The sequence below is a fragment of the Haemophilus parainfluenzae genome (assembly GCF_003252755.1).
GTDB lineage: Bacteria > Pseudomonadota > Gammaproteobacteria > Enterobacterales > Pasteurellaceae > Haemophilus_D > Haemophilus_D parainfluenzae_N.
Map to the genome: position 1 here is coordinate 127,559 of NZ_QEPT01000002.1, position 21,502 is coordinate 149,060.

17 protein-coding genes are annotated in these 21,502 nt (G+C 41.3%); 8 read left to right on the forward strand and 9 right to left on the reverse strand.

Features of this window, described 5'->3' with window-relative positions; translation table 11 throughout:
- Positions 1-10: 10 nt before the first annotated feature.
- The 5 genes from metH to leuA form a co-directional block, all read right to left on the reverse strand.
- Positions 11-3,703, reverse strand: coding sequence for a methionine synthase (gene metH, locus DPV95_RS02920; protein WP_049367926.1), 3,693 nt, complete (start codon positions 3,701-3,703; stop codon positions 11-13).
- Between the two features lie 175 nt (positions 3,704-3,878).
- Positions 3,879-4,481 carry a 3-isopropylmalate dehydratase small subunit gene (gene leuD, locus DPV95_RS02925; protein ID WP_049367925.1) on the reverse strand — a complete coding sequence of 201 codons (603 nt, stop codon included), beginning with the start codon at positions 4,479-4,481 and terminating at the stop codon, positions 3,879-3,881.
- Between the two features lie 10 nt (positions 4,482-4,491).
- On the reverse strand, positions 4,492-5,901 hold the full coding sequence (gene leuC, locus DPV95_RS02930) for a 3-isopropylmalate dehydratase large subunit (RefSeq protein WP_049367924.1): 1,410 nt from the start codon (positions 5,899-5,901) through the stop codon (positions 4,492-4,494).
- 77 nt (positions 5,902-5,978) lie between these two features.
- Entirely contained in the window at positions 5,979-7,055 is a 1,077-nt protein-coding gene (gene leuB / locus DPV95_RS02935; RefSeq protein WP_049367923.1) for a 3-isopropylmalate dehydrogenase, read from the reverse strand.
- Positions 7,056-7,136: 81 nt separating this feature from the next.
- Entirely contained in the window at positions 7,137-8,684 is a 1,548-nt protein-coding gene (leuA, locus tag DPV95_RS02940; RefSeq protein WP_049367922.1) for a 2-isopropylmalate synthase, read from the reverse strand.
- Positions 8,685-9,208: 524 nt separating this feature from the next.
- On the opposite strand from leuA, the gene dprA reads away from it, so the two are divergent.
- The 4 genes from dprA to pfkA all read left to right on the forward strand — a co-directional run bounded on the left by dprA (position 9,209) and on the right by pfkA (position 12,830).
- On the forward strand, positions 9,209-10,327 hold the full coding sequence (dprA, locus tag DPV95_RS02945) for a DNA-processing protein DprA (RefSeq protein WP_049367921.1): 1,119 nt from the start codon (positions 9,209-9,211) through the stop codon (positions 10,325-10,327).
- A 64-nt stretch (positions 10,328-10,391) separates the two neighbouring features.
- Entirely contained in the window at positions 10,392-11,168 is a 777-nt protein-coding gene (gene yaaA / locus DPV95_RS02950; RefSeq protein ID WP_111406621.1) for a peroxide stress protein YaaA, read from the forward strand.
- A complete protein-coding gene (locus DPV95_RS02955; protein ID WP_111406622.1) occupies positions 11,161-11,754 on the forward strand; it encodes an HI_0983 family protein in 594 nt (197 codons plus the stop codon). Before yaaA ends, DPV95_RS02955 begins: the two co-directional genes overlap by 8 nt.
- Before the next feature lie 110 nt (positions 11,755-11,864).
- Positions 11,865-12,830 (forward strand): 6-phosphofructokinase, encoded by a 966-nt coding sequence (gene pfkA, locus DPV95_RS02960; protein ID WP_049365629.1) that lies wholly within the window; start codon positions 11,865-11,867, stop codon positions 12,828-12,830.
- A gap of 77 nt (positions 12,831-12,907) precedes the next feature.
- Here the strand turns inward: pfkA and folA are convergent, their stop codons facing one another.
- A complete protein-coding gene (gene folA, locus DPV95_RS02965; protein ID WP_111406623.1) occupies positions 12,908-13,408 on the reverse strand; it encodes a type 3 dihydrofolate reductase in 501 nt (166 codons plus the stop codon).
- 141 nt (positions 13,409-13,549) lie between these two features.
- Between folA and proB the strand changes: the two genes are divergently transcribed.
- Positions 13,550-14,659 (forward strand): glutamate 5-kinase, encoded by a 1,110-nt coding sequence (proB, locus tag DPV95_RS02970; RefSeq protein ID WP_111406624.1) that lies wholly within the window; start codon positions 13,550-13,552, stop codon positions 14,657-14,659.
- A 112-nt stretch (positions 14,660-14,771) separates the two neighbouring features.
- Positions 14,772-15,152, forward strand: a complete 381-nt coding sequence (locus DPV95_RS02975; protein WP_111406625.1) for a hypothetical protein — start codon at positions 14,772-14,774, stop codon at positions 15,150-15,152.
- Positions 15,153-15,188: 36 nt separating this feature from the next.
- On the opposite strand, the gene DPV95_RS02980 is transcribed toward DPV95_RS02975, so the two are convergent.
- From DPV95_RS02980 to pssA, 3 genes are all read right to left on the reverse strand, one after another.
- Positions 15,189-15,821 (reverse strand): FKBP-type peptidyl-prolyl cis-trans isomerase, encoded by a 633-nt coding sequence (locus DPV95_RS02980; RefSeq protein WP_005696813.1) that lies wholly within the window; start codon positions 15,819-15,821, stop codon positions 15,189-15,191.
- Positions 15,822-15,843: 22 nt separating this feature from the next.
- The gene (asd, locus tag DPV95_RS02985; protein ID WP_049373146.1) at positions 15,844-16,713 is read right to left on the reverse strand and encodes an archaetidylserine decarboxylase; all 870 of its coding nucleotides are present in this window, start codon (positions 16,711-16,713) and stop codon (positions 15,844-15,846) included.
- A 125-nt stretch (positions 16,714-16,838) separates the two neighbouring features.
- On the reverse strand, positions 16,839-18,206 hold the full coding sequence (gene pssA, locus DPV95_RS02990) for a CDP-diacylglycerol--serine O-phosphatidyltransferase (RefSeq protein ID WP_049373147.1): 1,368 nt from the start codon (positions 18,204-18,206) through the stop codon (positions 16,839-16,841).
- A 149-nt stretch (positions 18,207-18,355) separates the two neighbouring features.
- On the opposite strand from pssA, the gene DPV95_RS02995 reads away from it, so the two are divergent.
- Positions 18,356-19,429 (forward strand): tRNA/rRNA methyltransferase, encoded by a 1,074-nt coding sequence (locus DPV95_RS02995; RefSeq protein ID WP_049373148.1) that lies wholly within the window; start codon positions 18,356-18,358, stop codon positions 19,427-19,429.
- Positions 19,430-19,599: 170 nt separating this feature from the next.
- Entirely contained in the window at positions 19,600-21,489 is a 1,890-nt protein-coding gene (gene gss / locus DPV95_RS03000) for a bifunctional glutathionylspermidine amidase/synthase (RefSeq protein WP_111406626.1), read from the forward strand.
- Positions 21,490-21,502 lie beyond the last annotated feature (13 nt).

Here is a 21,502-nt window from a genome sequence, read left to right on the forward strand (position 1 = left end):
TGATGAGTTTTTACTTCATCGCCACACCCAACCATTTCATCATCTCTCTCTCATCCCAACCTTTACGTTTGGCATAATCTTGAGCTTGGTCTTCATCAATGCGACCTAAAGTGAAATAGTTGCTTGCAGGATGGGTGAAGTACCAACCGCAGACAGAAGCTGCCGGCCACATGGCGTAGCTTTCGGTGAGTTTCATGCCGATGCGTTGTTCTACTTCAAGCAAATCCCAAATCAAGGCTTTTTCGGTATGTTCCGGGCAGCTTGGATAGCCGGGTGCAGGTCGGATGCCAACATAGTTTTCATTGATTAAACCTTGATTATCGAACTCTTCTTGCGTATAGCCCCAAATGCGGGTGCGTAGCTCAAAGTGCAGGTATTCAGCCATGGCTTCGGCTAAGCGGTCGCCCACAGCTTGTAGCAAGATAGCGTTGTAGTCATCGCCTGCTGCTTTATAGCCTTCTACTAACTCCATTTCTTCAATACCGGCACAGACGGCAAACATACCCATCCAGTCTTTTTTGCCACTTTCGCGATCGGCAATAAAGTCGCTTAAGGCAAAGTTAAACGGGCTTTTGCTGTTTTTACCACGTTCTGTTTGTTGGCGTAAGCCGTAAGCGGTGCCAATGGTTTGCGTACGTTCTTCGTCAGCGAAAAGCACCACGTCATCTCCCACACGTTCCGCAGGGAAAATACCTAAGATACCGCTTGGGTTGAGTTTGTGGTTTTGCTCTAATTCATCCAATACCACTTGTGCATCATTCCACACTTTGCGTGCTTCTTCGCCACCTTCCGGATAATCAAAGGCATCAGGGTAGCCGCCCATTAAGCCCCAAATACGGAAGAATGGCGACCAGTCGATAAATTTACGCAGTTTGGCAATCGGCACGTTTTTAAATTCCACAATGCCCGTTTGTTTTGGCGTTGGTGGCACATAATCCGCCCATTCACCGCTAAAGCCATCAAAACGGTTGGCGCGCGCTTCTTCAATGCTGAGTTGTTTACGCAATGGTTTGCGGTTGGCAAAGGATTGTTGGATTTTTTCGTAATCCTTCTTGAATTGTTCCCACAATGCTGCACGGCCTTCCGGATTCATCAACGTGGCACACACCGTTACCGCACGGGAGGCGTTCGAGGTATAGAACACGCCGTGTTGTTTATATTTTGGATACAGTTTAATCGCGGTATGTTCTTTAGAGGTGGTCGCACCGCCAATTAAAACAGGCAAGTTCAAACCTAAACGTGTCATTTCGCCAAGGAAGTATTCCATTTCATCTAAAGACGGGGTAATCAAACCACTTAACGCGATGATGTCCGCTTTTTCATCAATGGCGGTTTGAATGATTTTGTCCGCTGGCACCATCACGCCCAAGTCAATCACTTCAAAGTTATTACATTGCATTACTACGCTTACGATGTTTTTACCAATATCGTGTACGTCGCCTTTCACGGTTGCAATCACCACTTTACCGTTACTTGAACCTTTTTGTTTGGTGGCGTTGATAAACGGCTCTAAATACGCCACGGATTGTTTCATCACGCGCGCAGATTTCACCACTTGTGGCAGGAACATTTTACCGTCACCGAATAAATCGCCGACTACGTCCATGCCTGCCATCAACGGGCCTTCAATCACATCTAATGGACTTGGCAAGGTTTGGCGAGCTTCTTCCGTATCTTCCACAATGTAAGTAGTAATCCCTTTCACAAGCGCGTGTTTTAAACGTTCTTCAACCGGCCAAGTACGCCATTCAGCCACAGAATCGACCGCACTTTCATCGTTGCTTTGGTTACGATATTTTTCTGCAATATCGAGTAGTTTTTCGGTGGCATCAGGGCTGTGGTTTAATACCGCATCTTCTACAATTTCACGTAATTCAGGATCGAGATCGTCATAAATAGCCAGTTGTCCTGCATTCACAATCCCCATATCCATGCCTTGTTTGATGGCATGATAGAGGAAGACCGCGTGAATGGCTTCACGCATTACGTTGTTTCCACGGAAGGAGAAAGACACATTCGACACCCCGCCCGAGATTTTCGCGTGCGGTAGCGCGCGTTTAATACGACCAGTGGCGTTGATAAAATCTACACCGTAGTTGTTGTGCTCTTCAATCCCTGTGCCGATAGCAAAAATATTCGGGTCAAAAATAATATCTTCTGGCGGGAACCCGACTTGGTTCACCAAAATGTCATAAGCACGGCTACAAATTTCAACTTTGCGATCTTCAGTATCGGCTTGCCCCACTTCGTCAAATGCCATCACCACCACAGCTGCACCGTATTTACGCACCAGTTTAGCGTGTTCGATAAAGATTTCTTCGCCCTCTTTAAGCGAAATAGAGTTCACAATCGGTTTACCTTGTACCGACTGCAAACCCGCCTCAATTACTTCCCATTTAGACGAGTCGATCATCACTGGCACTTTGGCTGCATCTGGTTCGGTTGCCATAATATTGAGGAAGCGAGTCATGCATTTTTTGCCGTCTAATAAGGCTTCGTCCATATTGACGTCGATCACTTGCGCGCCGTTTTCTACTTGGTCGATAGCAATTTCAATGGCTTCAGCAAATTTGTCTTCTTTAATTAAGCGTTTGAATTTCGCCGAACCTGTCACGTTATTACGTTCGCCCACGTTTACGAATAGGCTTTCATCATCAATATTGAGCGGCTCTAAGCCAGATAAACGCATTGCGGTTTTAATTTCAGGTAATTTACGCGGCGCAATGCCTTGCATGGCATCCACAAAGGCTTTGATGTGCTCTGGCGTCGTACCACAACAACCACCGACAATGTTCACAAAGCCACTTTCAGCCCATTCTTTAAGATGTGCCGCCATCTCTTCTGCACCCAAATCATAGCCACCAAAAGCATTTGGTAAGCCCGCATTTGGGTGAACGGAAACATAGGTTTCGCTGATTTTAGATAGTTGTTCTACATATTGGCGAAGTTCTTTCGGGCCTAGCGCACAGTTCAAACCAAAAGTCAGTGGTTTAGAGTGACGAAGCGAGTTGTAGAACGCTTCGGTGGTTTGCCCTGAAAGCGTACGGCCGGAAGCATCGGTAATCGTGCCAGAAATCATAATTGGCAATTCCACACCTAATTCTTCAAATACGGTTTCAATGGCGAAAATGGCAGCTTTTGCGTTTAACGTGTCGAAAATGGTTTCGATCATGATTAAATCAGCACCACCTTCAATTAAGCCTTTGGTTGCTTGGGCATAGGCATCGACCAATTCCATAAACGTCACATTACGGAAACCCGGGTCATTTACATCAGGAGAAATAGAGGCGGTGCGGTTGGTTGGCCCTAATACACCCGCAACAAAGCGAGGTTTTTCTGGTGTGCTGTATTTATCCGCGGCTAAACGTGCTAATTTTGCGCCTGCAAAATTCAGTTCGTAGGCAATAGACTGTAAATCATAATCCGCTTGCGCAATGGTGGTAGAACTGAAAGTATTGGTTTCAATAATATCGGCGCCCGCTTGTAAGTATTTCTCATGAATCGCAGAAATTAGCAGCGGTTGGGTTAAGGTGAGCAAGTCATTATTGCCACGTAAATCAACCGCACTTTCTTTAAAACGCTCGCCTCTAAAATCAGCCTCGGTGAGTTTGTATTTTTGGATCATCGTCCCCATCGCACCATCTAAAATAAGGATGCGTTCAGCGAGGGATTTTTTCAGTAATTCGGTTTGATTATGTGACATAGACAGCTCTTTTTAAAATCAATCAATATTGGTCGGAATAATAGGGATAAGCATGGATACTGTCAAATAAAAGGGGAGAAAGTGCGGTAAAAAAATGGAATGTTTTCAAAAAGAAAGGCGGACAAATTGTCCGCCGAATGGTTAGCAATATTTGCTGTCCGAGTAAAAAAACAGATTAACGTAGAAATGCCGGAATATTTTTTTCGTATTCACTGATGGCATCTTCATGTTGTAACGTCAAACCGATGTTATCCAAGCCGTTTAATAAACAGTGACGGCGGAATTCATCCAGTTCAAAGGTATAAACTTTGTCGCCTACGGTCACTGTCATGGCTTCCAAATCCACATGAATTTGTTTGCCTTCATTTGCCCATACCCATTGGAAGATTTCTTCCACTTCTTCTTCGCTTAAACGAATTGGTAACATGTGGTTATTTAAGCTGTTGTTGTAGAAAATATCCGCAAAACTTGGTGCGATCATCACTTTGAAACCGTAATCGGCAAGCGCCCAAGGAGCGTGTTCACGAGAAGAACCGCAACCAAGGTTTTTACGTGCTAATAAAATGGTCGCACCTTGATATTGTGGATAATTCAATACGAAATCTGGATTTGGTTTAGTGCCTTCTACATCCAAATAACGCCATTCATGGAATAAGTGTTTGCCGAAACCTACGCGCGTAATCGCTTGTAAAAATTGTTTTGGAATAATCGCATCCGTGTCCACGTTTGCTGCATCCAATGGCACTACTAAGCCTGAAAGTTGTTTAAATCCTGCCATATTCTGCTCCTTAGTTTAATGTGACGTCACGAATATCAACGAATTTACCGAACATTCCCGCTGCGGCAGCCATAGCAGGGCTCACTAAGTGAGTGCGGCCATTACGACCTTGGCGACCTTCAAAGTTACGGTTTGAAGTAGAAGCACAACGTTCCCATTCGCCTAAACGGTCATCGTTCATCCCTAAACACATGGAACAGCCAGGATTACGCCATTCAGCCCCAGCTTCGATAAAGATTTTATCCAAACCTTCTTTTTCCGCTTGTTCTTTCACTAAACCGGAGCCTGGTACCACTAAAATACGTTTTACATTATCGGCTTTTTTTCGGCCTTTCATGACAGCAGCTGCTGCACGTAAATCTTCGATACGAGCATTAGTACAAGAACCTATAAATACTTGATCTACAGGGATATCTTTTAAATCAGTGTTAGCGTCTAAACCAATATAATTCAAGGCTTTTTCTGCTGAAGCACGAGTCACGGGATCCGTCATTTCTGCTGGATTTGGCACTGGCTGATCGATACCGATTACTTGACCTGGGTTGGTGCCCCAAGTTACCTGTGGCGCAATATCTTTGGCTTCTAATGTGATGACTGTGTCAAATTTCGCATCGACATCAGATTTTAAGGTTTTCCAATAAGCAACTGCATCATCCCAATCTTTACCTTTTGGTGCATGTGGACGACCTTTTAAGTATTCGAAAGTAGTTTCATCCGGTGCGATTAAACCTGCTTTGGCGCCCATTTCAATCGCCATATTACAAACTGTCATACGGCCTTCCATAGAAAGATCACGAATCGCTTCGCCACAGAATTCCACGACATGGCCTGTACCGCCCGCCATAGTGGTTTTACCAATAATGGCAAGAATAATGTCTTTGGCGGTGATGCCCGGTGCCACTTTGCCTCGCACTTCAATTTTCATACTTTTCGCGCGAGCTTGTTTTAAGGTTTGTGTGGCTAATACGTGTTCTACTTCCGAGGTGCCAATACCAAATGCCAAAGCACCGAACGCACCATGAGTAGCAGTATGGGAGTCACCACAAACAATAGTCATGCCCGGTAAGGTTAAGCCTTGTTCCGGCCCCATCACATGCACGATACCTTGTTCTTTCGTGGTCATGTCGAATAATTGAATACCGGTCGCTTTCGTGTTTTTTGCAAGCTCCAATACTTGAATTTTTGCTTGGCCTTCAAGTTTGTTCACATCGCGTACTTGAGTAGAAATACTGTGATCCATGGTACCGAAAGTTTTGCTCACTTGGCGTACTTGGCGGCCTGCCACACGTAAACCATCAAAGGCTTGTGGACTGGTCACTTCATGGATTAAATGACGGTTAATATACAAAATCGGCGTTTCGCCTTCGGATTCATACACCACGTGGGCATCGAATAATTTTTCGTAAAGAGTTTTTGCCATAATTTTTCTCAATTCGTTAGAGTAGTAAGTGCGGTTAAATTTGACAGTGTTTTAAACCGCACTTTAATTGTTTTTTATTAGATTGCGTTAGCGATTAACGTACCCATTTCCGCAGTTGAAACCGGGGCAGAGTCATCGGCTAAATCACCGGTACGGTGGCCATTTGCTAAGACTTTTTGCACGGCATTTTCAATGGCATCCGCAGCTTCGTTTAAGTTGAAGCTGTAACGCAACATCATCGCGGCAGAAAGAATTTGTGCGATTGGGTTAGCAATGCCTTTGCCTGCGATATCTGGTGCAGAACCACCTGCCGGCTCATATAAGCCGAAACTTTCTTCATTTAAGCTAGCAGATGGCAACATTCCCATAGAGCCGGTGATCATCGCCGCTTCATCAGAAATGATATCACCGAAAATATTAGAGCAGAGGAGTACATCGAAAGATTCAGGCGCTTTGATTAACTGCATGGTCGCATTGTCGATATAAATGTGATCTAAGGTGACTTCAGGATAATCTTTCGCCACTTCTGTCACAGTTTCACGCCATAAGATTGACGCTTGTAATACGTTCGCTTTATCCACAGAAGTCACATGTTTACGACGTTTCATTGCCGCATCAAAAGCCGCACGTGCAATGCGTTCGATTTCATATTTGTAATAAACTTCGGTATCGAATGCTTTGGTTTGTGCACCTTCGCCTTCACGGCCTTTAGGCTGACCGAAATAAATCCCACCCGTTAATTCACGCACTACCACCATATCAAAGCCTTTTGCAGCAATATCTGCACGTAATGGGCAGAACTTTTCCAAGCCTTTATAAAGGGTTGCAGGACGAAGATTGCAGAATAATTTGAAATGTTTACGCAAAGGCAATAATGCACCGCGTTCCGGTTGTTGATCGGGCGGTAAATTTGTCCATTTAGGGCCGCCTACAGACCCAAACAAAATCGCATCAGCCTCATCACAACCTTTTAAGGTTTCTGCTGGTAATGGGCAACCGCAATGATCAATAGCAGCACCACCGACATAAAACTTGTTGAAGTTAAGTTTGAAACCAAATTTTTCTTGGGTTTTGTTTAATACTTTGATGGCTTCAGCCATGACTTCCGGACCGATACCGTCTCCCGGTAGAACAGCGATGTTGTATGATTGCATATTATTTTTCCTATTTCTTTCACACCAAAGTGCGGTTAATTTTCTCCCCTCTTTGCTAAAGAGGGGGATTCAATCAATCAATTAATGATGTTTGTGGCTTTTAATATCTGCCACCTTATGCGCGCGATAAATCGCGTTGATCGCGTGAACTAAGGCAAGAGCAGAAGATTCAACGATGTCTGTCGCTAAACCAACACCATGGAATTTACGGCCTTCGTGTTCAACCACGATATCCACCTGACCTAACGCTTCAGCACCTTCGCCTTTTGCGGTTAAGTTATAGTGGGACATTTTGATATCTAAGCCGGTTAAATTCAAGATAGCATTGTAAACTGCATCAACCGGACCATTACCACCGATAGAAGAGGTACTTAATTTATTGCCATCCAATTCCACTTGAACAAATGCAGTGGCTGGATATTCTTTAGTGGAGTGTGCAGAAAGTTTATCTAATACTAAACGATCTTCATCACCTTGTTGCATGTCGATAAACGCTAACGCTTCCAAGTCATAATCGAACACTTGGCCTTTTTTATCTGCTAATTTTAAGAAGGCTTCATACAATTTATCCAAATCGTAATCTTGTTCGGTGTAGCCCATATCTGCCATGTGGCCTTTCACGGCGGCGCGACCAGAACGTGCGGTTAAGTTTAATTTCTCTTTCTTCAAGCCAATGGTTTCCGGCGACATGATTTCGTAGGTATTTTTGTTTTTCAACATACCATCTTGGTGAATACCAGAAGAGTGAGCAAAAGCATTTGAACCCACAATCGCTTTATTTGGTTGAATTGGCATATTACAAAGTTGGCTCACCATTTGGCTGACACGGTGAATTTCTTGCGTGTTGATACGTGTATCCACGCCCATAAATTCTTGGCGAACTTTCATTGCCATCACGACTTCTTCAAGTGATGTATTACCCGCACGTTCACCGATGCCGTTTACGGTACATTCAATTTGGCGAGCACCATTTTGTACTGCGGTTAAGGAGTTAGCCGTTGCCATACCTAAGTCATTGTGGCAGTGCACAGAAATGATTGCTTTATCAATATTTGGTACGCGGTTACGTACTTGAGCAATGATATTGCCGTATTCGTTTGGTAAGCAGAAACCAACTGTATCTGGAATGTTTACTGTAGTCGCCCCCGTATTAATTGCTGCCTCAACAATACGACAAATATTGTCGATACCGGTACGTCCCGCATCTTCGCAAGAAAATTCTACGTCGTCTGTATAATTACGTGCACGTTTTACTGCTGCTACAGCCATTTCAACCACATCGTCAAAGGTACGTTTTAATTTAGCTTCAACGTGTAATGCAGAGCTCGCGATAAAAGTATGAATACGGAAAGCTTCTGCCACTTTTAAGGCTTCGTAAGCTGCATCAATATCTTTATTTACCGCACGAGAAAGTGCTGCAACACGGCTATTTTTGATATGGCGTGCAATGGTTTGAACAGATTCAAAATCGCCTTGAGAAGAAACCGGGAAACCCACTTCCATCACATCCACACCTAAACGTTCAAGTGCTAAAGCAATTTGTAACTTTTCTTTTACGGTTAAGCTTGCTTTTAATGCTTGTTCTCCATCACGCAAGGTGGTATCAAAAATAATAACGCGATCTGACATAATAATTTCCTTCTGTTGTCACTCAAAGTGCGGTCGCTTTTAGCCCTGTTTTTGAAACAAAAAAACCCGCAATCTTGAAAGTGCGGGTTGATAATAGATCTTTTACATAAAGGTGTTTTTTATCCACAACTTAGCCGCACAAAGAATGTGAGAGCAGAAGGTTGAGAGATAAAGAAACAGCTTGGTACATAAAAAAGATAATCCTATAAAAAATTCTGTAAAACGATGTTCATATTACGGATAAAAGTTTTGCTGTCAAACCATTTTTTAGTGATTTATATCTAAAATGAATATCTCGATATAATCTTAAAAGTTTATTTATCTAAGTGTAATAGTTTTATTGGAATTAATATCTAAAAATAGCTTTTAAGAAGTTGTTTTTGTCCTGTTTTATTCCTAGTTTCTGGTATGCAGATTTTTTCTAAATTTTTTCGCTTTTTGCGATCTGAATCGCAAAATTAAGACAAATCTTTCATTTTTTGACACCAATCTCGTCATAATTCTCTTTTTAAAGGAGAGAATAAATGAGTGATTTTGCGTCGATTTTATTGCGGTTGTCACAAGTACCCAAATTGGGCAGTGTGCGAATTCAACAAATTCTAGCCCATGTGAATATAGATGAATTATTAAATTATGATGAAGTTGCATTTCAACAAATGGGTTGGAATGCTTTGCAGATTCGTCGTTGGTTTCAGCCTGAAATGAAATTCATTGAGCCAGCTTTGAGTTGGGCCGAAAAAGAAGGGCATCATTTGATTCACTGTTTTTCAGATGAGTATCCTTTTTTACTCAAACAAATCAGTGGTTTTCCGCCCTTATTATTTTTGAAAGGCAATTTGACCGCACTTTCTGCTCAACAAATCGCCATGGTTGGGAGCCGTTATTGTTCAGTTTATGGGGAATATTGGGCAAAATATTTTGCGACAGAACTTTCTCTTGCAGGTTTGACGGTGACGAGTGGACTTGCATTAGGTATCGATGGATTTAGTCATCAAGCGGTGGTGGACATTCAAGGGCAAACTATTGCCGTATTGGGCAGCGGATTAGAGCACATTTATCCCGCTAAGCATCGCCGATTAGCCGAGCAAATTATCGAAAATAATGGGGCATTAGTTTCTGAATTTATCCCTACGCAAGCACCGATTGCCGAAAACTTTCCTCGTCGTAATCGTATTATTAGTGGGCTTTCATTAGGAACATTAGTCATTGAAGCAACAGAGAAAAGCGGTTCACTCATTACAGCACGTTATGCCTTGGAACAAAATCGCGATATTTTTGCGCTGCCGGGGAATATTCAAAGTGAATACAGTCAAGGCTGCCATAAATTGATTAAGCAAGGGGCGATGTTGGTGGAAAATGTTAAAGATATTTTAGATAGCCTCAACCATAGTGTTGTTTTTCAGCCTCCAGTACATAATACGCAAATTAATAAGTCGATAGCTCAACCACTCACTGCAAAAACACCAGCTGTGGAGCCGAGTCATCCTGAACTTTATCAACATATCAGTTATACACCAATAAGCCTCGATGATTTATCTGCAGCATTGAATTTGCCGGTGGATTCGCTTTTAGTACAGTTATTGGATTTGGAGTTACAAGATTTAATCGTCAATGAGAATGGACTCTACAAGCGGATAGCATAAACGGGGTAGAGTAAGGAGACTATCCTGTGCTAAGATACGGCTCAGTGTTTAGAAAGGAGAACCTATGTTAGCCATTATTTCCCCGGCAAAAACCTTAGATTTTGAAAGTGCGGTCAGAAATCTTCCTGTTTCTCAACCGCACTTGACGGATTATAGTGAGCAACTGATTGAAATCTGTCGTCAATTATCTCCCCAAGATCTTTCTTCCTTAATGTCTATCAGCGATAAACTTGCGGGCTTAAATGCCGCTCGTTTTGCTGAATGGACAAAATCTCACAACGAAAAAAATTCACGCGCAGCCATTTGGGCATTCAAAGGTGATGTTTACACCGGTTTGGATGCGGATAGCTTATCTGATGAAGATGTGCAATTCGCACAACGCCATTTACGTATGCTTTCTGGCTTATATGGCTTACTTAAACCCCTTGATTTAATGCAACCTTACCGCTTGGAAATGGGCACGAAGTTAACGAATCCAAAAGGGAAAGATCTTTATGCTTTTTGGGGTAACATCATCACTCAATCCGTGCAACAAGCGCTTGATGAGCAAGGCGATCGTATTTTGATCAATTTAGCCTCCGATGAATATTATAAATCAGTGAAAGAAAGCCAATTAGAGGCACAGATTGTTAAGCCTGTTTTCTTAGATAATAAGAATGGTAAATACAAAGTGGTCAGCTTTTATGCGAAAAAAGCCCGTGGTTTAATGTGTCGTTTTATCATTCAAAATCGTTTGGAACGTGTTGAACAACTGAAAGAGTTTGACCTAGGTGGTTATTGGTTTGATGCGACATCCTCAACTGAAAAAGAATTTGTATTTAAGCGAGATATCAATGAATAAAATCTTGGTTATATTGACCGCACTTTTACTCTCAGGTTGTGCGGCAAAAGTGAGTCAGCTTCAAACTCCTGAAAAAATTGAGTACAACGGCAAAACTTATAAACTTACTGCAAGCCAAGATTTGGATACGATTGCGCGCTATGTTTATCTTGCCGAGCCAGATACCTTAGAAAATTGGCAATCTCAAATTGAAGTGTTGCTTGATCGTGATTTATCCCGTTCTATTGAGCAACGCGTAGCATTGCGTGAGAAGGTATACCGTAATTTAGGCGTGACAGATTTCAAAATTCTTGCGAATTCAACGAATCCGAAAAAGCCCGCTACTGAGTTAAATGGTTATGTCATTTATGCTCCGACAGAACAAAATCCATCTTGGCAAGTGGACATAGCTAAGGGTAAAAATGTGCCACGTTGTGGCTTTGTGCAATATCAATACTCCCAAAAAGTGGAACAAGGTAAGAAATTTCAGCGTTTAAACACAGTAAAAATTGTGAAAAACTTACAAAAGTATTTGGTGGCGAAAGAAAGCAAGACATTACAAAAAGCCGATCTTTCTTGGAAATGTGAAAGTTATTTCCATCACTAAAACTTATACTAGATCAAATTCCACGTAAATTTTAAAAATTTTTCTAGAGCAGAAATAATGGATGGTGTAATCTTGACGCCAATTATTCTTAGAGTTCAAAGTAGGTAAATATGATTAAAAAAATTGCTGTATTAACCAGTGGTGGTGATGCACCAGGTATGAATGCTGCCATTCGTGGCGTTGTTCGTGCAGCTCTTGCAGAAGGGCTTGAAGTATTTGGGATTTATGACGGTTATCAAGGTCTATATAACAATAAAATCAAACAGTTAAACCGTTATAGTGTATCCGATATTATTAACCGTGGCGGTACATTCTTAGGCTCTGCGCGTTTCCCAGAATTTAAAGATCCAGCAGTACGTGAAAAATGTGCAGAAATTTTACGTTCACATGGCATTGATGCTTTAGTTGTTATCGGTGGTGATGGTTCTTATATGGGGGCAAAATTGCTTACTGAAGAGCATGGTTTCCCTTGCGTAGGTATTCCTGGCACAATTGATAACGATGTGGCGGGAACGGATTACACAATCGGTTACGAAACGGCGCTACAAACAGCGGTAGATGCCATTGACCGTTTACGTGATACTTCAAGTTCTCACCAACGTATTTCTATTGTGGAAATCATGGGACGTCACTGTAGTGACTTAACCATTTCTGCAGGTATTGCCGGTGGTTGTGAATATATTGTGGCATCAGAAGTGGAATTTAATCGTGAAGAATTAATTCGTCAAATTGAACGCAGTATTATTCGTGGAAAACGCCATGCCATTATTGCGATTACTGAATTAATCACAGACGTACATTCTCTTGCTCGTGAGATCGAAGCTCGCGTAGGCCATGAAACCCGTGCAACTGTATTAGGCCATATTCAACGTGGTGGTTCGCCTTGTGCCTTCGACCGTATTTTAGCTTCACGTATGGGCGTATATGCGGTAGATATATTGCTACAAGGTAAAGGTGGCTACTGTGTGGGTATTCAAAATGAAAAATTAGTTCACCATGATATTATTGATGCAATCAACAATATGCGTCGTGAATTTAAAGCAGATTGGTTAGAAATGGCTAAACGCTTAGAATAATCTTTTAAAGGTTATTTAAAACAAAAGAAATCGGGCTAAAGCAATCATTGTTTTAGCCCGATTTTTATATGCTTAGATTAGGCTTTTAGTTTATTTTTCTTACGTTGCAAAATTAAAAAACGACAATCATAGGGATTGTCTTCATCAGCTTGGCGATATTCTTCAAACTCGATGTTCCATTCAGCCCAATTAATTTCAGGGAAGAAGGTGTCACCGTCAATGTCTGCTTGAATTTGCGTGAGGTACAATTTATCGGCTTTAGGTAAATATTGTTTAAATAACTCTCCGCCGCCGAGCAACATAATTTCATCAAATTCTTTGACAAAATCGACCGCACTTTCAAAACTATTTTTCCAGATGACACCTTCATGTTCGTAAGGCGTGCGTGAAAGGACAATATTAGTCCGTTTCGGTAGTGGGCGACCAATGCTTTCGAAAGTTTTACGGCCCATAATCACCGGTTTTCCCGTAGTGTTTTTACGAAACCTGGCTAAATCAGCAGGCAAGTGCCAAGGCATTTGATTATCTTTTCCGATGACGTTATTTTTTGTTATCGCAACGATCAAACTTAATGTCATATTTTCTATCCTATTTTTCTTTTTTTGCACTATATCATAGCTATTCAGAAAATCTGAATTTGAGATGGTTTTTTTCGTGATTTTTATTAATTTTAGTGCTAATTTAACCGCACTTTTCTATTTTTTCACTGAGGACAAACTATGTCGGCAAATCGCAAAACAATCGTCGTAAAATTTGGTACTAGCACATTAACACATGGTTCCCCAAAATTGAATGCGCCTCACATGGTCGATATTGTACGCCAGATTGCCCAGCTTCATCAAGCGGGTTTTCGTGTCGTGATTGTGACATCAGGTGCGATTGCAGCAGGACGGCATTATTTAAATCATCCTCAACTTCCGCCAACCATTGCGTCAAAGCAACTTCTAGCTGCAGTAGGGCAGAGTCAGCTTATTCAAGCCTGGGAAAAATTATTTGCGATTTATGATATTCATATTGGACAAATTTTATTAACTCGTGCCGATATTGAAGATCGTGAACGTTTTTTAAATGCGCGCGATACATTACATGCGCTGTTGGACAATCACATTATTCCAGTGATTAACGAGAATGATGCGGTGGCAACGGCTGAGATTAAAGTAGGGGATAACGATAATTTATCGGCGCTAGTCGCGATTTTAGTGCAAGCGGAACAACTTTATTTATTAACAGATCAACAAGGTTTATACGAAAGCGATCCTCGTAAAAATCCAGATGCGAAATTAATTCCTGTGGTTGAACAAATTACCGACCATATTCGTTCTATTGCAGGCGGTAGCGGTACAAACCTTGGTACTGGCGGGATGAGTACAAAAATTATTGCGGCAGATGTGGCAACGCGTTCAGGTATTGAAACGATTATTGCACCAGGTAGCCGACCTGATGTCATTGTGGATTTGGCTTACGATAAACCAATTGGCACTAAATTTGTTGCGCATCATTCAGATCGTTTAGAAAGCCGTAAACAGTGGTTATTTGCCGCACCATCAGCGGGCATGCTGACGATTGATGAAGGTGCTGAAAATGCCATGTTAGTACAGAATAAATCGTTGCTGCCTGCAGGAATTACGGCTGTGGAAGGGCGTTTCTCTCGGGGGGAAGTTGTCAAAATTAAAAATACCTCAGGCAAAGTGATTGCACTCGGTATGCCTCGTTATAACAGCGATGCGTTGGAATTAATCAAAGGGAAAAAATCTCAAGACATTGAGCAAATTCTTGGTTATGAGTATGGTGCAGTTGCGCTACATCGTGATGATATGATTGTGCTATAGCCTGTAATAGAAATCGGATCTCTCATATTTTCTGAACCTTCCTTTTATTTTGTCGGTCTATAAAACTATAAAAAGGGTGATAGCCCGACATTAAGTAGTAAAAGGAGACAACATGAGATTAATAGCGACCATTTTAGCTGTTGGGCTATTAAGTGCTTGCACGCAGGGCTATTATGTAAAACATCGTAGCCCCATTTCAGTGAGTAAACACGTAAAGCGTTTAAATACGACGGCTTGTCATGATAAAGATGACTGGTATTTAGATGGTTATCGTGTCGGGAAAGATTTCCAAGCACAAAGCCAATCTCAATTGAATAAACGAATTAACTTTTGTGGCCGACGAATACCTGAAGAACTACGAACCGCATGGTTTAATGGTTTTGATGCAGGTTCAAATGGTGTTCAGGTTGATATAGAGAGTTATGATGGGGATGCGATCTTAACCTATGATTATGACGATGATGATCGTTATAGCGAAGACGGGGAAGAATAAAAAAAGTGCGGTTAATTTTAACCGCACTTTTTCGTTTTAAAGGATATCGAGTAATTCGACTTCAAACACTAAGGTTGAGAATGGTGGGATAGATGCGCCAGCACCACGTTCACCGTAAGCCAGTTCGTGTGGAATAGTGAGTTTCCATTTAGAACCAACAGGCATCATTTGTAATGCTTCGACCCAACCACGAATTACGCCATTTACTGGGAATTCAGCTGGTGTACCACGAGCAACCGAACTGTCGAATACGGTACCATCTGGTAATGTACCTGTGTAGTGAACACGTACTTTATCAGTCGCAGATGGTTTGTTTCCATTACCTTCAGTTAAAATTTCGTATTGTAAACCGCTGTCAGTCACGTTTACGCCCGCTTTTTTCGCGTTTTCTTCTAAGAATTTTTTACCTTCTTCTTCAATCGCTTTAAATTGCGCTTGTTGTGCTTCAGCCGCTTGTTGTTGAAGCGCTTGAACAGAATGCATTAAATCATTAATTTCTAATGCAGGTTGATTACGATTTAATGCATCAAAAATGCCTTTTGCTACCGCTTCAACAGAAATATCCATTTGGCTATCTGCTAATTGTTGACCGATTTGTAAACCGATACCGTAGCTGCCTTTTTCAGAAATACTTTCTAATTTTACTTGTTCAAAAATTTGAGCTGTCATTGTTTTTTCCTTTGTTGTAAAACTATTTTTTCAATGCCAAGATTTCACCCATGCGAACAGGTTCATCAACACTTAAATGATCGGCAATTTGCACTTGACCGGCTTGGAATAAATTAATTACGGTAGAACCAAGTTGGAACCAACCCATTTCTTGACCCTTGCTTAATTTAACCGCACTTTCACCTTCATAAGTCCAGACTTTCACTTCGTTATGACGTGGTGGGTTAATGACACCAGCCCAAACAGTGCCGATACTTGCAGTAATTGTTGCACCTACTAAGATTTGTACCATGGTGCCAAATTCAGTATCAAAGACACAAATCACACGTTCATTACGTGCGAAGAGGTTCGGCACATGTTTCGCTAAAAATGGATTGACGGAGAATAAATCACCCGGTACGTAAATCATTTTGCGAAGTGTACCATCACATGGCATATGCACACGGTGATAATCACGTGGTGATAAATAAGTGGTGACGAACTCCCCATTTTTAAAGGTCTCGGTTAAATCTTTATCTTCCGCTAATAAATCGTTTAAGCTGAAGAAGTGACCTTTTGCTTGTAATAGGCGGTCATCTTCAATGTGTCCACATTCACTTACACGGCCATCCGCAGGGCAGCAAAGTGCGGTAGGATTTTGGTTAATTGGACGTGCATTTTCTTTTAATGGACGGATAAAGAATTCATTAAAACTAGCGTAATCACTGAATTTTTCTTTTTCAGCAATGCTCATATCAATGTTGTATTTTTTTGCAAACGCTTTAATCACAAAATGTGTCACTGCGCCCCATTTTTGTTTAGCTAACCAACCTGCTGCTTGTGTCATATAGATTTGAGGCATCACATATTGAAATGCAACTTTTAGGCGTTGCCAATAAGAAATTGGGTTCATTGATTTCTCCAATAAGATTTAAAAGTCGGGCGATTATAACAACTTATTTCACTTGTGCAATGTTAGTTGATGTTTTTGCGTAAGATACAAGCAAGAAGCCGACATTTGTCGGCCTCTTTTTGCGTTTATAAAATCATTTTGACTAATTTGTCTGCTTGAATCCGAGCAAATTTTTTCAGCAGTTTTTGCACCGGTTCAGGATATTGCGTCAATTCTTCTAATTCAGAATAATCTTGCAATACTTTGGTATGTTGGCGGATGTGCGACAATTCTTGTTCCACTTGAGGCAGAAGTTCTTGTTTTGGATCGTGGATTAATAATCCATTTTCCGCATCTAAACGCCATGCGCGTGGGTTTAAGTTGTTTCCCGTTAAAAGAATATACTGGTTGTCCACCCAAACACCTTTGAGGTGATAAGTGTTATCGCCATCTTTCCATAAACGCACAGTTAAATGGCCATTTTTAATGTAAGCATCAAATTTCTCGCAGAAACGACGAAGATTGCTTTCATATAAATAAGGCAATGCACCTGCCATTTTAAACGGCTGATCTGGTGGAATATAGAAATCGTTCGCGACTTTATCACCCACGATAATTTCGACACGCTTTCCTTGCTCTAATAAGCGGGCAAGTTTACTTCTTAACGTGCGCGGGAAGTTGAAATAAGGGGTGCAAATCACCAATTTTTCCTGCACTTGTAAGAATAAATCTTCGATAACTTGATTTAATTCATTGCCGGATGCACCTAAACCAAAAAGTGGTGAAATGCTTAAAACATCGGAAAAACCAACCGCACTTTCTAACTGATATTCAGCATGGGCAGATAAGTTTTTACGATAAGCTTTTATTGCACTGCGAATTTCTTTGGTGCGAGGACGATTAGCTACATCTAATGGATGAACCGCGCTGAAATCCAATAAATAATCATTGATGAAATTAACCATAGAGTCTGCCAATGCAGCATTATGGATTTTTTGATAGCGGTCGTAACGGTATTTATCTTGTTGTTGTAAATACACATTATTGATACTTGCGCCGCTATAAAGCACGGTATCGTCAAAGACAAAGCCTTTAATATGCAACACGCCGAAGACTTCACGGGTATTAATTGGCACACCGAAGAACATATTCGGTTCATCGGGAAGTTGATAGGTTTGGCGTTGTTCACAATACCAATCAGCGTTAGTAGCAGATTTTTCTGCACCGAGTAAATTGCGTTGTCCGCGATGCCAATCCACTAAAATTTTCACATCCAATTCTGGATGATCTTGTTTTACGCGATAAATTTCATTGAGAATTTCTTGTCCCGCTTCATCTTTTTGCCAATAAAGTGCGGTCACGTAAATGCGTTTTTTAGCTTGGCGAATTAATTCTATAATTTGTGCTTTGAATTCAAGCGGACTAAACAGAAACTCAACCTGTTCTGCCTGTAAAGGAAGAAAAGGCAAATTTTTTAAATTTTGTTCTGCTCGTTTAGCTTTATTGATTAACATAATCGATCTCTACACTAAAAATTAATGCTCTAGTTTACAATATTTCCCTTGTGGATTGATAGAAAAAAGGTTTTTTTTCGTTATAATGCTCACAAATTTTCGCATTTTTTGGCGAATTATTATCCAATTTTTCCTTCGAGAAGCAAATTATGAGCAATTCACGCAAACCATCATTCCAAACAAATTCCGCCAAATCTTTTCAAGAGCGTAGCCCAAAACGTACATTTAATGACAAAGAACGTCGCTTTGATGATCGTCGTAATAATGAAAAACGTGGGGGAAATCGACCGCACTTCGATAAAAAACGGGATGATCGCAAACCTTCTCGTGGCTTCCAACAGCAAGAAGTGAGAGAACCGAAAATTGCTGAACTTTCATTAAATAAAGCGAATGGTGAAAGGGGCTCGGTAAAAGTAACAGTGAAAAGTACTGGCGTGAGTTATAAACCGAAAGAAAAGAAAACGGGCGCATTATCACCACGAGCACCGGAGAAAATTAAAAAGAACCGTGCTGAAGAAATGAAAGTGTATGGTGAAAATGCGTGCTTAGAATTGTTTGCTGAACGTCCAGAGAGCATTGTTCGCGTATGGGCAACGGTGCAAATGGCGCATAGAATTGGCGAGATTTTCAGTTATTTAGCCGCGAATAAAAAAGTGTATCACGTGGTGGACAGCGATGAGCTAAGCTTAGTAAGTGGCACTGAGCATCATGGTGGCATTTGTATGCTAGTGAAGAAGCAACGTACTTTCTCTTTACAAGGTTATTTAGATGTCCCGCGTCAAGAAGACTGCTTAGTGGTGCTTGATCAAGTCAACAATGCGCAGAACTTAGGTGGCGTTGTGCGTACTTGCGCCTTCTATGGCATTAAAAATGTGGTAACAAATCAAGTTGAACAGCTTTATGCACCGGCTGCGATGCGTGTAGCTGAAGGCGGAATGGAGCATATTCGTATTTTAGAAACAGAAAGTACTGAAATTGCGTTAGAGGCTTTACGTAAGGCGGGTTATCAGATTATTCATGTCTCAACCAATAAACAAGGCGTTGCGTTGGAACAACTTAAATTTGCCGAGAAAGTCGCGTTGGTATTGAGTGAAGGTAGTACGGATGATATTCGTGAGAAAGAAGATGTAAATGTGCGTCTTTCTTTAAGTAATCCATTAAAAGCAGGATTAAATATTGCGGTAAATACAGGGATTTTATTAGCACATTGGTATGTGAAATAACCTCAAGTGCGGTTATTTTTACACTTATTTTCAAGGCTGGCAGATGTCAGCCTTTTTCTTTTTTAAAATGATGACTCAGTCAATTTTTCATCTTTCTTTCATAAAGTTTTTGGGGGAAGCTAGACAAAAGATCTATACTATTCCGAGTAGTTATTTACCAGGGAGTTTTTATGCCTGAACGTTCAGCCAATATTAGTACACATGATCCTTTCGGAAGTTTATTAGGTTATGCACCGGGTGGGATTGCGATTTATTCATCAGATTATCATACCGCAGATGAGAAAGAGTATCCGGATGATGCTGCCTTTCGCAGTTATTTAGGAAGAGAGTACATGGGCTACAAATGGCAGTGTGTAGAATTTGCGCGCCGTTATTTATATCTCAATCATGGCATGGTGTTTACTGATGTAGGAATGGCTTACGAGATCTTTTCTCTACGATTTTTACGTCAAGTGGTGAATGATGCCTTATTACCCTTACAAGCCTTTGCAAATGGTTGCAAACGTAAGCCTGAAGCTGGCGCCCTTTTAATTTGGCAAGAGGGGGGCGAATTTAAACATACGGGGCATGTGGCGATTATTACCGAAGTCTTAGAGGATAAAATCCGCATTGCTGAGCAAAACGTGATTCACTCCCGCTTACCTAGCGGGCAGCAATGGACGCGTGAATTACCAATGACAGTTTCTGAAACAGGCTATTTTTTGCATGATACCTTTGATGATACCGAAATTTTAGGTTGGATGATCCAAACGGAAGACACCGAATACAGTCTGCCACAGCCAACACCTGAAAAAGAGAAACTTGAAATTCATGCAGAACATATTGAAAACAACGGTCAGTTTGAACATAAATGGCTGAATGAGAACAATGAATTTGAAGCTGCCTATGTGAAAGCCATGGGAGGGCATAAAGTCAGTCATTCTGATCAATATCGTTACTTTACGATGTCTGAAACAGCACAGCATGAGTTGATTCGTGCAACCAATGAATTACATTTAATGTATTTGCATGCCACAGATAAAGTTTTAAAAGACGATAAGTTATTAGAATATTTTAATATTCCAAAATTATTATGGCCTCGCTTACGTTTATCTTGGCAAAATCGCCGTTATCAAACCATTACGGGGCGTTTAGATTTCTGCATGGATAGTCGTGGATTAAAAGTGTATGAATACAACGCAGATTCAGCCTCTTGCCATGCGGAAGCCGGTGAGTTTATGAATCGATGGGCAATCCAAGGCGGATTGAATATAGGTGAAAATCCTGCTGATGGTTTACGTAATGCATTAGCGGATTGTTGGAAACACAGTGAAGCAACGCCGCTTGTTCATATTATGCAGGATCATGATGATGAAGAAGATTACCACTCATTGTTTATGCGTAACGCACTGGTTCAAGCAGGATTTCAAGCCAAAATTATTCATGGGACCGAGGGATTGCATTGGGATAGCCGTGGTCGTTTGATTGATGATGAAGATAACCAGGTCAAAACCGTATGGAAAACGTGGGCCTGGGAAACCATGTTGGAGCAACTTCGTGAAGATGCAACAGGTATGGAAGTGGCTCCACCAATTCGTACGGGATATCCAGAAGACAAAGTGCGGTTGATTGATGTGTTACTTCGTCCAGAAGTTCTAGTTTATGAGCCACTGTGGACGGCTATTCCGAGTAATAAAGCGATCTTACCAGTGTTGTGGTCACTATTCCCAAACCATCGTTATCTACTAGAAGCAGGATTTGAATTGACGCCTGAGCTGATTAAAAATGGTTACGCACAAAAGCCAATTGCAGGTCGCCGTGGTGATAATGTGAAATTGATTGGTGAGTGTAAGTCGGTGCTTGATAGCAAAGATGGGCGTTTTGGTAAGCAGGAGAGTATCTACCAACAACTTTGGTGTTTACCAAAAGTGGAAGACCAATATGTTCAGGTCTGTACTTTTACTGTGGGCGGTCATTATGGTGGTAGCTGTTTACGCTCAGACCCGAGTTTGGTCATCATGGGAAATAGCGATATGCAACCGTTAAGGGTATTATCTGATAAAGACTTCCTTAAAAAATAAAAATAAAATCGGC